This window comes from Streptomyces sp. DSM 41931, from assembly GCF_050271085.1.
In the GTDB taxonomy this organism is placed as follows: Bacteria; Actinomycetota; Actinomycetes; order Streptomycetales; family Streptomycetaceae; genus Streptomyces; species Streptomyces albogriseolus.
This window is the reverse complement of record NZ_CP189902.1, coordinates 6548532-6562189: the sequence shown is the minus strand read 5'-3', so window position 1 is coordinate 6562189 and position 13658 is coordinate 6548532. Positions and strand designations below refer to the sequence as shown.

12 protein-coding genes are annotated in these 13658 nt (G+C 72.1%); 4 read left to right on the top strand and 8 right to left on the bottom strand.

Translation table 11 applies throughout. From position 1 onward, the window contains the following. Positions 1-197: 197 nt before the first annotated feature. From ACP7TJ_RS30000 to ACP7TJ_RS29990, 3 genes are read right to left on the bottom strand one after another with little or no spacing between them, the layout of a single operon-like run. Positions 198-947, bottom strand: coding sequence for a succinate dehydrogenase/fumarate reductase iron-sulfur subunit (locus ACP7TJ_RS30000; RefSeq protein ID WP_093769209.1), 750 nt, complete (start codon positions 945-947; stop codon positions 198-200). Further along, positions 944-2893 (bottom strand): fumarate reductase/succinate dehydrogenase flavoprotein subunit, encoded by a 1950-nt coding sequence (locus tag ACP7TJ_RS29995; RefSeq protein ID WP_093769210.1) that lies wholly within the window; start codon positions 2891-2893, stop codon positions 944-946. The genes ACP7TJ_RS30000 and ACP7TJ_RS29995 overlap by 4 nt, the downstream gene beginning before the upstream one ends. Positions 2894-2895: 2 nt before the next feature. Next, the gene (locus ACP7TJ_RS29990) at positions 2896-3567 is read right to left on the bottom strand and encodes a succinate dehydrogenase (RefSeq protein ID WP_390920226.1); all 672 of its coding nucleotides are present in this window, start codon (positions 3565-3567) and stop codon (positions 2896-2898) included. 120 nt (positions 3568-3687) lie between these two features. Between ACP7TJ_RS29990 and ACP7TJ_RS29985 the strand changes: the two genes are divergently transcribed. Beyond that, positions 3688-4572 carry a LysR family transcriptional regulator gene (locus ACP7TJ_RS29985; RefSeq protein WP_167743924.1) on the top strand — a complete coding sequence of 295 codons (885 nt, stop codon included), beginning with the start codon at positions 3688-3690 and terminating at the stop codon, positions 4570-4572. A gap of 176 nt (positions 4573-4748) precedes the next feature. On the opposite strand, the gene ACP7TJ_RS29980 is transcribed toward ACP7TJ_RS29985, so the two are convergent. The 3 genes from ACP7TJ_RS29980 to ACP7TJ_RS29970 form a co-directional block, all read right to left on the bottom strand. Then, positions 4749-6890: a putative bifunctional diguanylate cyclase/phosphodiesterase gene (locus ACP7TJ_RS29980; RefSeq protein WP_093769213.1), complete on the bottom strand. Its 2142-nt coding sequence runs from the start codon at positions 6888-6890 to the stop codon at positions 4749-4751. Then, complete coding sequence (locus tag ACP7TJ_RS29975) at positions 6887-7699, bottom strand: SAM-dependent methyltransferase (RefSeq protein WP_367547778.1); 813 nt, start codon at positions 7697-7699, stop codon at positions 6887-6889. The genes ACP7TJ_RS29980 and ACP7TJ_RS29975 overlap by 4 nt, the downstream gene beginning before the upstream one ends. 282 nt (positions 7700-7981) lie before the next feature. After that, on the bottom strand, positions 7982-8908 hold the full coding sequence (locus ACP7TJ_RS29970; RefSeq protein ID WP_093769215.1) for an SCO0930 family lipoprotein: 927 nt from the start codon (positions 8906-8908) through the stop codon (positions 7982-7984). Positions 8909-9765: 857 nt separating this feature from the next. Between ACP7TJ_RS29970 and ACP7TJ_RS29965 the strand changes: the two genes are divergently transcribed. Beyond that, positions 9766-10530 (top strand): DUF4239 domain-containing protein, encoded by a 765-nt coding sequence (locus tag ACP7TJ_RS29965; RefSeq protein ID WP_093765709.1) that lies wholly within the window; start codon positions 9766-9768, stop codon positions 10528-10530. Positions 10531-10649: 119 nt separating this feature from the next. Here the strand turns inward: ACP7TJ_RS29965 and ACP7TJ_RS29960 are convergent, their stop codons facing one another. Then, on the bottom strand, positions 10650-11147 hold the full coding sequence (locus tag ACP7TJ_RS29960; RefSeq protein ID WP_093765708.1) for a hypothetical protein: 498 nt from the start codon (positions 11145-11147) through the stop codon (positions 10650-10652). Between the two features lie 336 nt (positions 11148-11483). On the opposite strand from ACP7TJ_RS29960, the gene ACP7TJ_RS29955 reads away from it, so the two are divergent. Next, entirely contained in the window at positions 11484-12149 is a 666-nt protein-coding gene (locus ACP7TJ_RS29955) for a class F sortase (protein ID WP_093765707.1), read from the top strand. A gap of 41 nt (positions 12150-12190) precedes the next feature. On the opposite strand, the gene ACP7TJ_RS29950 is transcribed toward ACP7TJ_RS29955, so the two are convergent. Beyond that, entirely contained in the window at positions 12191-13030 is an 840-nt protein-coding gene (locus ACP7TJ_RS29950) for a polysaccharide deacetylase family protein (protein ID WP_427766711.1), read from the bottom strand. 147 nt (positions 13031-13177) lie between these two features. On the opposite strand from ACP7TJ_RS29950, the gene ACP7TJ_RS29945 reads away from it, so the two are divergent. Further along, positions 13178-13639, top strand: a complete 462-nt coding sequence (locus ACP7TJ_RS29945) for a universal stress protein (protein WP_093765705.1) — start codon at positions 13178-13180, stop codon at positions 13637-13639. The last annotated feature ends 19 nt before the right edge of the window (positions 13640-13658 follow it).

Here is a 13658-nt window from a genome sequence, read left to right as displayed (position 1 = left end):
CTGTCATCACCCTCCTCTCGGGTCACTCCTCTCCGGTTCTCCTGATCAGGAGGTAAAAAACGGGACGAAAGTGATTAATCGCGCTTTATTTTCCACAGTGCGGCAGAAGGGGTCCGGGTACGCGAGACGGGGCCGGAAGGAGCACCTTCTTCCGGCCCCGCCCGTCCGCACCCTCCGGCGAACGTCCGTGGGAGCGGCTACCGCTTGCCCGCCTTGCGGGTCGCCCGCAGCCACTCCTTGTTCATGCCCGTGATGGAGGTCAGCGGGATGCCCTTGGGGCAGGCGGTGGCGCACTCCCCGGCGAGGGTGCAGCCGCCGAAGCCCTCCTCGTCCATCTGCGCCACCATGTCCAGCACCCGGGTCTCCCGCTCGGGCGCGCCCTGCGGCAGCACGTTCAGGTGGTTGATCTTGGCCGAGGTGAACAGCATCGCCGCGCCGTTGGGGCAGGCCGCGACGCAGGCGCCGCAGCCGATGCACTCGGCGTGCTCGAAGGCGAGGTCGGCGTCCGGCTTCGGCACCGGGGTGGCGTGCGCCTCGGGGGCGGAGCCGGTGGGCGCGGTGATGTAGCCGCCGGCCTGGATGATGCGGTCGAAGGCGGAGCGGTCGACCACCAGGTCCTTGATCACCGGGAAGGCGGCGGCCCGCCACGGCTCGATGTCGATGGTGTCGCCGTCCTTGAAGGACCGCATGTGCAGCTGGCAGGTGGTGGTGCGCTCGGGCCCGTGGGCGTCGCCGTTGATGACCAGCGAGCAGGCGCCGCAGATGCCCTCGCGGCAGTCGTGGTCGAAGGCGACCGGGTCCTCGCCCTTGAGGATGAGCTCCTCGTTGAGGGTGTCGAGCATCTCCAGGAAGGACATGTCCGGGGAGACGTCGTCCACCTCGTACGTGGACATGGCGCCGTCGGCGTCGGCGTTCTTCTGGCGCCAGACGCGCAGGGTGAGCTTCATGCGTAGCTCCGCTGGGTGGGGTGGACGTACTCGAAGACCAGGTCTTCCTTGTGCAGGACCGGAGCCTCGCCGGTCCCGGTGAACTCCCAGGCGGCCGCGTAGGAGAACTCGTCGTCCTTGCGGGCCGCCTCGCCGTCCGGCGTCTGGGACTCCTCGCGGAAGTGCCCGCCGCAGGACTCGGTGCGGTGCAGCGCGTCGAGACACATCAGCTCGGCGAGCTCCAGGTAGTCGACGACGCGGTTGGCCTTCTCCAGCGACTGGTTGAACTCCTCGCCGGTGCCGGGGACCTTGATCCGCCGCCAGAACTCCTCACGGATCTGCGGAATGCGCTCCAGTGCCTTGCGCAGCCCGGAGTCGCTGCGCGCCATGCCGCAGAACTCCCACATCAGCTCGCCGAGTTCGCGGTGGAAGGAGTCCGGGGTGCGGTCGCCGTCGACCGACAGCAGCCGCTCGACGCGCTGCTCGGTCTCCGCCACGGCCTCCCGCACGGCGGGGTGGTCGCCGGTCACCTCGTCGAGCCTCGGGTTGCGGCCGAGGTAGTCGTTGAGGGTCGCCGGCAGCACGAAGTAGCCGTCGGCCAGGCCCTGCATCAGGGCGGACGCGCCGAGCCGGTTGGCTCCGTGGTCGGAGAAGTTGGCCTCGCCGATCGCGAACAGGCCGGGGACGGTGGTCTGGAGGTCGTAGTCGACCCACAGGCCGCCCATGGTGTAGTGCACGGCAGGGTAGATCCGCATCGGCACCTCGTACGGATCCTCGTCGGTGATCCGCTGGTACATGTCGAAGAGGTTGCCGTACTTGGCCTCGACGGCCTTGCGGCCCATCCGCTCGATGGCGTCGGCGAAGTCGAGGTAGACGCCCTGGCCGCCGGGGCCCACTCCCCTGCCCTCGTCGCAGACGTTCTTCGCGGCGCGGGAGGCGATGTCGCGCGGGACGAGGTTGCCGAAGGACGGGTAGATGCGCTCCAGGTAGTAGTCGCGCTCGTCCTCGGGGATCTGCGCGGGCGGGCGGGTGTCGCCCTTGGCCTTGGGCACCCAGATACGGCCGTCGTTGCGCAGCGACTCGCTCATCAGGGTGAGCTTGGACTGGTGGTCGCCGGTGCGCGGGATGCAGGTGGGGTGGATCTGGGTGAAGCAGGGGTTGGCGAAGTACGCCCCGCGCCGGTGCGCGCGCCAGATCGCGGTGGCATTGGAGTTCATGGCGTTCGTCGACAGGTAGAAGACGTTGCCGTAGCCGCCGGTGGCCAGGACGACGGCGTCCGCGAAGTAGGTGGAGATCTTCCCGGTGATCAGGTCGCGGGCGACGATGCCGCGGGCCCTGCCGTCGACGACGATCAGGTCGAGCATCTCGGTGCGCGGGTGCATCTCCACGTTGCCGGCCGCGATCTGCCGGCTGAGCGCCTGGTAGGCGCCGAGCAGGAGCTGCTGGCCCGTCTGGCCGCGGGCGTAGAAGGTGCGGGAGACCTGGACGCCGCCGAAGGAGCGGGTGTCGAGCAGGCCGCCGTACTCGCGGGCGAAGGGCACGCCCTGCGCGACGCACTGGTCGATGATCTCGACGGAGATCTGCGCCAGGCGGTGCACGTTGGACTCGCGGGCGCGGAAGTCGCCGCCCTTGACGGTGTCGTAGAAGAGGCGGTGGATGGAGTCGCCGTCGTTGCGGTAGTTCTTGGCGGCGTTGATGCCGCCCTGCGCGGCGATGGAGTGGGCGCGGCGCGGGGAGTCCTGGTAGCAGAACTGGACGACGCGGTAGCCCTGTTCGGCGAGGGTGGCGCCGGCGGAGCCGCCCGCGAGGCCGGTGCCGACGACGATGACGGTGTGCTTGCGCCGGTTGGCGGGGTTGACCAGCTTGGCCTCGAAGCGGCGTGTGTCCCAGCGCTCGTGGATCGGTCCGGCCGGGGCCTTGGTGTCGGCGACCGGTGCGCCGGTCGTGTAGTCGGTGTACGAGGTCATGGTCAGCTCACCACTCCGGTCATGACGCCCACGGGGACGGCGAGGAAGCCGGCCGTGAGCAGCAGCGCAAGGGCGTTGGCGGTGGTCTTCAGGACGCGGTCGCGGGTGCGGCTGCCGGCGCCGAGGGTCTGGGCGGCGCTCCAGAATCCGTGCCGGATGTGCAGGCCGACGGCCAGCATCGCGACGATGTAGATGGTGTTGCCGTACCAGGTGGAGAAGGTGTCCACGACGTTCTGGTAGGGCTTGCCGGACTCGAAGCCGCCGGAGTGGACGGTGCCGGTGGTCAGGTCGAGGAGGTGCCAGACGATGAACAGGGCGAGGATGATCCCGCCCCAGCGCATGGTGCGCGTGGCGTAGCTCGCCCGCGCCTTCTTGTGGACGTACGCGACCGGGCGCGCCTTGATGTCACGGCGGCTGAGCTGGTACGCGGAGACGGCGTGGGCGACCACGGCGAGGACCAGCACCACGCGGACGGCCCACAGCGTCCACTCGTAGTGCATGAACGGTTCGCCGATCGTGCGCAGCCAGTGGGCGTAGTGGTTGAACTCCCCGGCCCCGAAGAAGATCTTCAGATTGCCGAGCATATGGACGACCAGGTACAGCAGCATGATCAGGCCGCTGACCGCCATCACTGTCTTCTTGCCGACGGTCGAGTCCCACACCGTGCGTGCCATGGACGGCCGTCGGTCCGTCCGCGTTGCCAGAACCATGTCATCAGACGCTAGGGCCGGAGGGCCCCATCGGTCCAAGACATGGTGCGGCTCGATTCGATAGGGTCCGCCTATCATGGCTGGATGCAGTTCCAGCAGCTCCAGTACTTCGTGGCGGTGGCCGAGACCCGGCACTTCACGCGCGCCGCCGAGCTGGTCCACGTCGCCCAGCCGTCCCTGTCACAGCAGATCAAGGCGCTGGAGCGGGAGCTGGGCGCGGACCTGTTCCGGCGGGCGCGCGGCAACATCACGCTGACCGACGCGGGCGAGGCGCTGCTGCCGCTGGCCCGGCGGATCCTGGCGGACGCGGACACCGCCCGGCACGAGGTGCAGGAGGTGGCACAGCTGCGCAGCGGCCGGGTGCGGCTCGGCGCGACGCCCAGTCTGTGCACGGGTCTGCTGCCGGACGTGCTGCGCGCCTTCCACGACCGCTACCCGGGCGTCCGGCTGCTGATCGAGGAGGGCGGCTCGCACGACCTGGTGCGCGAGCTGGCCCGCGGCGCGCTGGACCTCGCCCTGGTGGTGCTGCCGCTGCCGACGCCCTCCCCCGCGCTGACCACCGTGGAGCTGCTGCGGGAGGACCTGGTGGTGGTCTCCTCCCCGGACGCCCCCCGCCCCGGCCGGGCGCGGCGCGCGGTGCGGATCGCCGACCTGGAGGGGGAACGCCTGGTGATGTTCCGGCACGGCTACGACCTGCGGGAGCTGACCGTGGCCGCATGCCGGGCGGAGGGGTTCGAGCCGGAGTTCGCGGTGGAGGGCGGGGAGATGGACGCGGTGCTGGGGTTCGTGCGGGCGGGGCTGGGCGTGGCGGTGGTGCCCCGCATGGTGGCCGCCCGCTCCGGCCACGGTCTGCGCGTCACCCCGCTGGCCCGCCCGGGCCTGCACCGGACGATCGCCCTGGCCCACCGCAGCGACGTGGCGCCGCCGCGGGCGGCACGGGAACTTCAGGGGATGCTGCTGGAGCGGTGAGGGCCGGCTCCGAACCGTCGGCGATCTTCAGCGCGACCGCCAAGCCGTCCGGCAGGCCCCTCTTCCCACGCCCTCAGGGGCGCGGGGAACTGCGCGCCCGGCCCGGACGAGCCCGCACAGGCCAGGGCACCTCGGGCGGCACCGGCGTGCCCTGGTGGCCGGTCACCGTGCGCACCTCATCCCGTCGCGTCCACCAGGGCCAGCTCGTGCAGCCGCTCCGGCGGGCCCGGGCGGGCGTAGTACCAGCCCTGGGCCGTGTCGCAGCCGAGGATGCGCAGCTGCTCGGCCTGCGCGCCGGTCTCCACGCCCTCCACGGTGACCGCGAGGTCGAGGCTGTGGGCGAGCGAGACGATCCCCTCGACGATCTTGAGGTCGACCGGGTCGGCGGGGAACTGCTGCATGCTCTGGGTGAAGGAGCGGTCCAGTTTGAGGACGCTCACCGGGAGGCGGCGCAGGTTGGCGAGGTTGGAGTAGCCGGTGCCGAAGTCGTCGAGGGCGATGTCGACGCCCATCTCGGCGAGCCGGCGCAGCGGCTTGAGCAGGTCGTCGTCGGCGCCGATGAGCGCGGACTCGGTGACCTCCAGGCACAGCGCGTCGGGGGTGACGCCGGTGCGTTCCAGGATCTCGACGGTGTCCTGCACCAGGCCCGGGTGGGTGAGCTGGCAGGGCGACAGGTTCACGTTGATGCGCAGCGGGCCGAGCGCGTCGCCGCCGTTGGCGTCGCGCCACTCGCGGGCCTGACGCACCGACTGCTCCAGCACCCAGCGGCCGAGCGGCACGATGAGCCCGGTGTGCTCGGCGAGCGGGATGAAGCGGTCCGGGGACAGCACCCCGTGCTGCGGGTGGAGCCAGCGCACCAGCGCCTCGGCGCCCCGGACGCTCCCGTCGCCGAGGTGCACCAGGGGCTGGTACTCGATGAAGAACTCGCCCCGGTCCAGGGCCGTGGGCAGCGCCGTGGTGAGCCCGTGCCGCGTGATGGCGCGGGCGTCGGCCTCCGGGTCGGCGAGCTCGAACCGGTTGCCGCCCGCCGCCTTGGCCCGGTACATCGTGATGTCGGCGCTGCGCAGCACCTCCGCCGCGCTGCGCTCCCCCGCCGGTCCCTCGACGATGCCGATGCTGCCGCGCACGGTCAGCTCCCGGCCGTCGACGCTGATCGGGGCGAGCAGCGCGTTCATGATGCGGCCGGCCAGCTCGTCGACCGTGCGGCGGGTGTCGGGGCCGGTGGTGAGGGCGACGAACTCGTCGCCGCCGAGCCGGGCCACCATCTCGCCGGGCGCGGTGGCGCAGGACTGGAGCCGGTCGGCGACCTCGACGAGCAGCCGGTCGCCGGCCGCGTGCCCGAGGCTGTCGTTGACGGTCTTGAAGCCGTCCAGGTCGAGGTAGCACAGCCCGAACCGCTGGCCGGGTCCGGCCGCGAGGGCCTTCTCCAGGCGCTCGAAGAAGAAGGTGCGGTTGGGCAGCCCGGTGAGCGCGTCGTGGGTGGCCTCGTAGCGCAGCCGGAGGTTGAGCAGCCGCCGCTCGGTGGTGTCCTCCATGAGGGCGAGCTGGTACTGGGGTTCGCCGTCGGCGTCGCGCAGCAGGGAGACGGTGAGGTTGGTCCACAGGACCGTTCCGTCAGGTCGGTAGAAGGCCTTCTCGAGGTGGTAGTGCTCGCGCTCGCCGCTCACCAGCTCCTCGTAGAGCCGCCAGGTCTGCGGGGCGTCGTCGGGGTGGGTCCAGTCCCTGACGTTGCGGCCCAGCAGGTTCTGTCCCGACAGGCCGAACATGCGGCCGAGCGCGCCGTTGACCTGGAGGATGTTGCCTTCGAGGTCGGCGATGCCGATCCCTATGGCCGCGCCTTCGAAGACCGCGCGGAACCGGGTCTCGGTGGCGTGCAGGGCCTGCGCGACCACTCCTTGCGCCTCCAGCGCGGCCTTGGCGACGGCCTCCTGCTCGGCCAGCGTGCGCCGGCGCAGGGCCTGGGCGAAGCCGGCCGCCATGGCGTGCTGGAGCCGCGCGCTGCGCGCCCTGAGGGTCTCGCGGTCACCGTCGCCGCCGCAGTAGAGGACGAGGTAGGCGTCGACGCAGTCCAGGGTGCGGCTGAGCGCCTCGGGGTCCGTGCAGTGCGCCTCGACGAGCGCCGCGCCGGCCGCCCGGCCCGCCTCCGCGTCGAAGGCCCGGGCACGCAGCGCCTCGCTCAGCAGCCGGGCCACCGGGAGCAGCCGCTCCTCGAACTCGGAGCGGGTGTCGGCGGTCGAGGTCACCGGGTACACGGCCCGGCTCCAGATCGTCGCGAACCGGCGCAGTCTGCCCTCCGGCCCGTCCGGCTCCGCGCTCACGCCGTACGCCCCACGCCCGCCAGGCCGGAGAAGGCGTAGGGATCCTCGTCCTCCGGTGCGGTGTCGGGACGCCATCGAGGCATCGGCACCAGTCCGGGTTCCACCATGTCGTACCCCTCGAAGAACCGCGCGATCTCGTCGCGCGTGCGCATGATCAGCGGGTTGCGCGTGTCTCGGTACACGCCGACCGCCCCCTCCGCCCGCTCCGGCGGCAACGGGATCCCCTCGTACGCGGCGTGGGTGAGGACCAGCATGCTTCCGGGCGCCAGGGCCTCACGCAGTTCGGCCACCGCCCCGTACGGGTCGTCCGCTTCTTCCACGAAGTGAAGTATGGCAACGAGAAGCAGCGCCACCGGCCGATTCAGGTCGATCAGCCGGCCGACTTCGTCACTGCCGAGGATCTCCCCCGGCTTGCGGAGGTCGGCGGCGAGGATGTCCGCGCGGTCGTTGCCCTCCAGCACCACTTTGCTGTGCGCGACCGCCACCGGGTCGTGGTCCACGTACATCACCCGGGCCTCGGGGTCGGCCGCCTGGGCCACCTCGTGCACGTTCCCGAATGTGGGGATGCCGGAACCGATGTCAAGGAACTGGGTGACCCCCTCGGTGACGGCGAAGCGCACCGCCCGCCGCATGAACGCCCGGTTCGCCTGCATGATCTTGGGCAGTCCCGGCATGAACTCCATGGCCTTGCGGGCGGCTTCCCGGTCGACCTCGAAGTTGTGCGAACCGCCCAGGTAGTAGTCGTACATCCGGGAGACACTGGGCACCGTGATGTCGATGCTCCGTGGGGCCCAGGCGGGACGCTCCATGTATCTCTCCAAGGCGTAGGCGATCCGGTGTTCGAGCAGAGGCTACTGATCGCCCGCCAACAGGGCGACCCCAAACGGAAATTGACCATCCGTTCCCGGTCACTGCCTCTGGCACGTGCCCGCTTTGCGGATGCACAGGGTTTGTCACATGACGTGATCACGCCACTCCGGAGTGTTCCGGCGCGCGGGAGGAACCCGGGGAAAACGGTCCGCCCCTCCGCGGGATCGCGGAGGGGCGGACTCGGGGCCGGCGGCGCCGGGGCCGGCGCCCTGGGGAGGTCGTCACTTCTCCGGCGCGCCGACCGGCTTCCCGTCGGGCCGCACGGCGTACCACGTGCCGCCGACGCCCTGACCGTTGGTGTCGCCGGGGGCCTTGTCGCCGGCGAAGGTGTAGATGGGCCAGCAGTTGATGGTCTGCTGCTCGGCGCCGTCGGGCCGGGTGAAGGTCATGTAGCCCTTCTTCTGGATGCCCTTGGTGTCGGCGAAGTCGACCGGCGAGACGACCGGCCACTTCTTCACGCAGTCGCCGGCGCAGTTCGAGACGGGCTCCGGCCACGCCTCGTCCTTCATGAAGCGGTAGACCGTCATGCCCTTCTCGTCGACCACGATCTCGCCGAGCTCGGGGTCCTCCCGGGTCGAGAGCCCCGGCAGATCGGCCGACTGCGCCTTCTTGCCCTCCGGGGTGAACGCGAACCACTTGCCGCCCACGCCCTGGCCCTTGACGTCACCGGCGTTCACGTCCTTGACGTACCGGTACGCCGGCCACCCGTCCACGGTGAGCTGCTTGGTGCCGTCGGCGCGGGTGATCTCGCCGAGCAGCGCCTTGTCGATGCCCTCGCCCGCCGAGGCGTCGTCCGCCGGCACCGGCGGCCAGGTCTTCGCGCAGTCCCCGTCGCAGTTGGACTTGGGCGGGTTCGCGGAGTCCTGGTCGAACCGGTAGAGGGTCAGGCCCAGTTCGTCGGTCACCACCTTGCCGAGCTTGGCGTCGGTCGCCACGTTCAGCTGCCCCGCCGTGTTGACCGGCTGGCTCGGGGCCGGGGAGGTCTGGCCCGCCTGTGCCCCGCTGCCGATGCCGCCGAGGTCGCCCGGCGCCGTGATCCCCACGTTCTGGCTGGAGGGCGGCTGGGTGTCCTGACCGCACGCCGTCGTCAGGGTCAGCACCGCCGCGGCGCTCACCACCAGTGAGGCGGTCCGCCAGGAGGTCTTCATCGTCAACTCCAGATGATCGCAGAGGTGTCGCAGCGCTCTGCCGCGCCGCCGCTCGACGAGGGGTACGCACGGCGGCACAGGTTGTGTTCAACGGCGGCCCGTTTTTCTTTTCTTCCCTCCTTCGTGGCATTCCCCCGGCTCTCGTGCGTGACATGGCTCCGGACGACTCATGATCTTCGTCGTGCAAGCACTCGTACCGACCCGAACCCGTACCGCGGTACGCGCGTTGGCCGTGGTCACGCTGCTCTGGGCGTTCGCCGGCGCACCCGGCCGGGCGGCGGCGGACGCCTGCGCGTACGCCTCGACGGGGCCGGACGGCACGCAGGCGGTGGCGATCGCGGGCCACATCGACCCGGCCCTCCCGCCCTGCTCCCCGCCTCCCCCGCCGCCGCCACCCACCCCCACGCCGATCCCCACACCCACGCCCACACCCACCCCGACCCCGACCCCGACTCCACCCCCTCCCCCTCCGCCACCGCCGCCCTCGCCGACGCCGACCCCTCCGCCGCCGAAGCCCACCCCCACCGTGCGGCCCGTCCCGCCGCCCGCGGCGCGCCCCGCCCCGCCGTCGCCCCGGCCGGCGCCGACGGCCGGACCGCGCCCGGCCCTCCGTCCGGCGCCGCCCCCGCCACCGGCCCCGAAACCGTCCGCGACCCCGAGCCCGCGTCCCACCCTGCGGACCGTCACCTACCCGCGCCACCGCACGACCGAAGTGAAGCGGCCGGCCCGGAGCACCACGTCGCCGCTCGTCTTCGTCCTGCTCATCACCACCCCGGCGGTGGTCGCCGTCGCCGCGCTGCGCCCGCGCTGACGACCGCCCGCGCACCCGATCGATCCTCTCTGCCTGGAGGCACCTCTTGCCGGAATGGCTTGTTCTCATCCTCGCCATGCTCGCCGCCTGTGCCGTCGTGGTGATCATCACCCTCCTCCGGCACCGGAGGGCGGCCGAGGACGAGGACCCCAGCGAGACACCGGACGTCATCGAGTACATGACCATGTGGATCGGCGTGGTGTACGCCATCGTGCTGGGTCTCGCCATCGCCGGCGTCTGGGAGGGCCGCAGCGCCGCCCAGGAGAACGTCCGCGCCGAGGCGGTCGCCCTGCACGAGATCTCCGAGCGGGTACGGGTCTACCCCGCCGAGATCCGTGACCGGATCCGTGACGATGTCAACGCCTATGTCGGACACGTCGTCACCACGGAGTGGCGGACCATGGCCGACCACGACCGGCTGACCGACGAGGGCGCCGCACTGCTCGACCGGCTGCGCCGGGACGTGACCGACTACGAGCCGCGCACCGACTTCGAGGCGCAGGCCTACCAGCCTCTGGTGGACCAGGTGGCCGCCGCCGACCAGGCCCGCAGCGCCCGCGCGGAGTCGACCGGGGCGACCATGCCGGGCGTGGTGTGGTTCGGCCTGGTCACCGGAGCCATGGTCACCATCGGCATGATCTTCGCCCTGCAGATCCGGCGCACCCGCCGCGAACTGATCCTCGCCGGGCTGTTCTCGGCGCTCATCGCCTTCCTGCTCTTCCTCATCTGGGACTTCGACGCCCCCTACAGCCGGGGCCTCGCCGCGACGGCCGAGCCGTTCCTGCGGCTGTTCCCGGAGACCGGGAGCTGACCGCACGACGCCCTCGGTCCGGCCCGCCCCGCGGGCACGGCCGCGCCCCGGACGCCGTCAGGGTCCGGGGCGCGGGCTTCGGGCACGGGCGGAACGGGAGGCCGGGGGGGAGCAGCGCCTCAGATCCGCTTCTCGGCGCGGCGGCGCATCCAGAAGACACCGCTGCCGACGACCGCGGCGGCCACCAGCGACCCGCCGATCGCCATGTCGGCGGGGGTGGCCCCGGTGGTGCTGCTGCCGCCGATGCCGCCGCGGACACCGCCGATGACGGTGAAGGCGGCCGGGCGGGTCAGGCTGCGGCCGGAGCAGTGGACGGTGATGTCGTAGGGACCGGGGTGGGCGTCGTGGTGAATGGTGGCGGTGCCCCTGGCGGTGTCGTTGCCGCTGTGAACGGGCGTCAGGTTCGTCCGCGGGAAGGCGTTCGAGGTGGCGTGGCCGCCGTTGGGGCAGCCGTCGACGGTGATGGTGAGCTGGCCGCCCCGGGCGATGACGCTGGGCAGGGCGACGATGTTGGACGGGTTGGGCACCCGTCCGCCGTCCGCGACGGCCGCCGGGGCGGCGACCCCGAGGACGGCGACCGCGGCTCCGGCGGCCGCAAGGGCACGTGTGTTGCGCATGTGATCCTCCGCGGGAGACGCCCCGGGTCCCGTCCCCGGTCCGATCGGCGAGAAAGCGCCTCCCGGAAAGACCCTCAGTTGCCCTGCGCCGCCGCGCATTTCGGGAATGGTCCGTACGGTTGAGGGCCGCCCTCGCCCCTCCCGTGCGGGCGGGGCCATCGCCGCAGGTCACGGACCGTCAGAAGATCTTCGTCGCGGATCACCCCGGATGGCGCACCCCGCCCGTCCGGGGGCCACCCGTTCGCCGCCGTCCCGTCGCCGGTGGCGCACCCTCCGCTTAGCGTTCACGTCATGCGCGAGTGACACGGCGACGGCCGTGTCGAGAGGGGAAGGCGAATGTCAGCTTTCGAGCCGGCCGAAGCCGAAGAGGAGGCGCGCCCGAGGAGGCGCGCTCCGTGGGGCGTGATAGCGCTGGTCCTGCTCACCGGCCTCGCGCTGCTCCGCAACGGCTCCGGGGAGTTCGACGTGGGCCCGCCGCAGCCGGCCGGCGCGGCCGCCGCGGACAGCGCGACCCCCGGTGTCACCGTCGGCGCGCTGCAGCCGCTGCCGTACGCGGTGCCGGACCGGGTGCGGATCCCGGCGATCCAGGTGGACGCGCCGATCGTGCCGGTGGGCCTGGACGCGGAGGGCTGGGTGGACGCGCCGCCGCCCGAGGACCCGAACCTGGCGGGCTGGTTCACCGGCGCGGTCTCGCCGGGCGAGAAGGGCACGTCGGTCGTGGTCGGGCACGTGGACAACGCGCAGGGACCGGCCGTGTTCTACGGCCTGGGCGCGCTGAAGAAGGGCAACCGGGTCGAGATCGCCCGCAAGGACGGCAAGACCGCCGTGTTCGAGATCTACGGCGTGGAGGTCTTCTCGAAGAACGACTTCCCCGGCGACCGGGTCTACGCGTCCAAGGGCACCGCGGAGCTGCGGGTCATCACCTGCGGCGGCGGCTTCACCCAGCAGAACGGCTACGACGGCAACGTGGTCGCCTTCGCCCGCCTGGCCGAGATCCGCTGAGCAGTCCCCGCCCGCCCGGGCGGGGACTGCTCAGGGCGTTCTCAGACGTACTCCCGGCGGGGCACGGTGACGTGGTAGCCGGAGTCCAGCAGGTGCGGCAGATAGGAGCGCAGGGCCTTCACGCTCTGCGAGCGGTCGCCCCCGGCGTCGTGCGAGAGCACCACGACGCCGGGGGCGACGCCGTCCTCGACCCGGCCGACGATGGTGCGGGTGCCGGGCTCGGTCCAGTCGAGGGTGTCGACGGTCCAGGCGAGCGGTTCCATGCCCAGTTCGGCGCCGAGCTCGAAGGCGGCGCGGTTCCACGCGCCGTAGGGGGCGCGGAACCACTCCGGGCGGGCGCCGTGGTGCTTCTCGACGACGTCGCTGGTGCGTTCCATCTCGGAGCGGATGCGGCGCCGGCGCAGACCGGTCAGCAGGGGGTGCGACCACGTGTGGTTGCCGACCACGTGGCCCTCGTCGGCCATGCGGGCCAGCAGGTCCGGGCTGTAGGCCGCCATCTCGCCGCACACGAAGAACATCGCGCGCACCTCGTACCGGGCCAGGGTGTCCAGGATGTCGGGGGTGTAGCGGGGGTCGGGCCCGTCGTCGAAGGTGAGCACGACGGTGCGGCCGTTCTCCGGCACCTTCAGCAGCGGCTCCTTGCGCACCGGGGTCCTGCCGGGCGCGGTGCGCGGGGGGCCGTAGCCGGTCAGGGGCCTCAGACGGTACTCGGAGGGCCTGAGGGGGCGGCGGGCCGCGGGCGCTCCGGCGACGGGCGGTGACGCCGGAGCGCCCCGGTTCCCGGCCCCCGGCACGAGCGCCGTGGCCACGCCTGCCGCGCCCAGCGTGGCGGCACCGGCGAGCAACGCCCGGCGCCGGGTGAGCAATTGATGCTTCTGCATGACTCATCAGTCGCCCCGCGGAGGTCCGGCGCAGCGCCGCGACACCGGTGCGGCGGAACCATTTCACCTGATCGGCGCAGCATAGGAGGGAGATGTGCGGGGACCGCGCGGTGCCCGGCCGGGCGGCGCTCCGATAGCCTCGCGGTCGTGACGGAACAGCAGGCCCATCGGTTCGAGCGGGGCACGGACGGCCCGAAGGTGATCGTGGCCGGCGTGGACGGCTCCGACTCGTCGCTGCGCGCGGCGGCCTACGCCGCGGGGCTGGCCCGGCGGCAGGGCGCGCTGCTCGCCATCGTGTACGTGCAGCCGGTGCTGGCGGCAGGGGCCGCGCTCGGCGCGCCGGTGGCGGACGCGACGGAGGAGATCGCGCAGGACCTGGCGGCGCAGATCCGGGAGTCGATGGAGCGGATCAAGGGGATCTTCGACGTCCGCTGGGAGTTCCACACCTTCCGGGGCGACCCGTACAACGGCCTGGTGAAGGCGGCGGACGACCTCACGGCGGACGCGGTGGTCGTGGGCGCGTCCGAGCAGGCGGGGCACCGGTTCGTCGGGTCGGTGGCGGTGCGGCTGGTGAAGGCGGGGCGCTGGCCGGTGACGGTGGTGCCGTAGTCCGGTGAAGGCGTGCCCT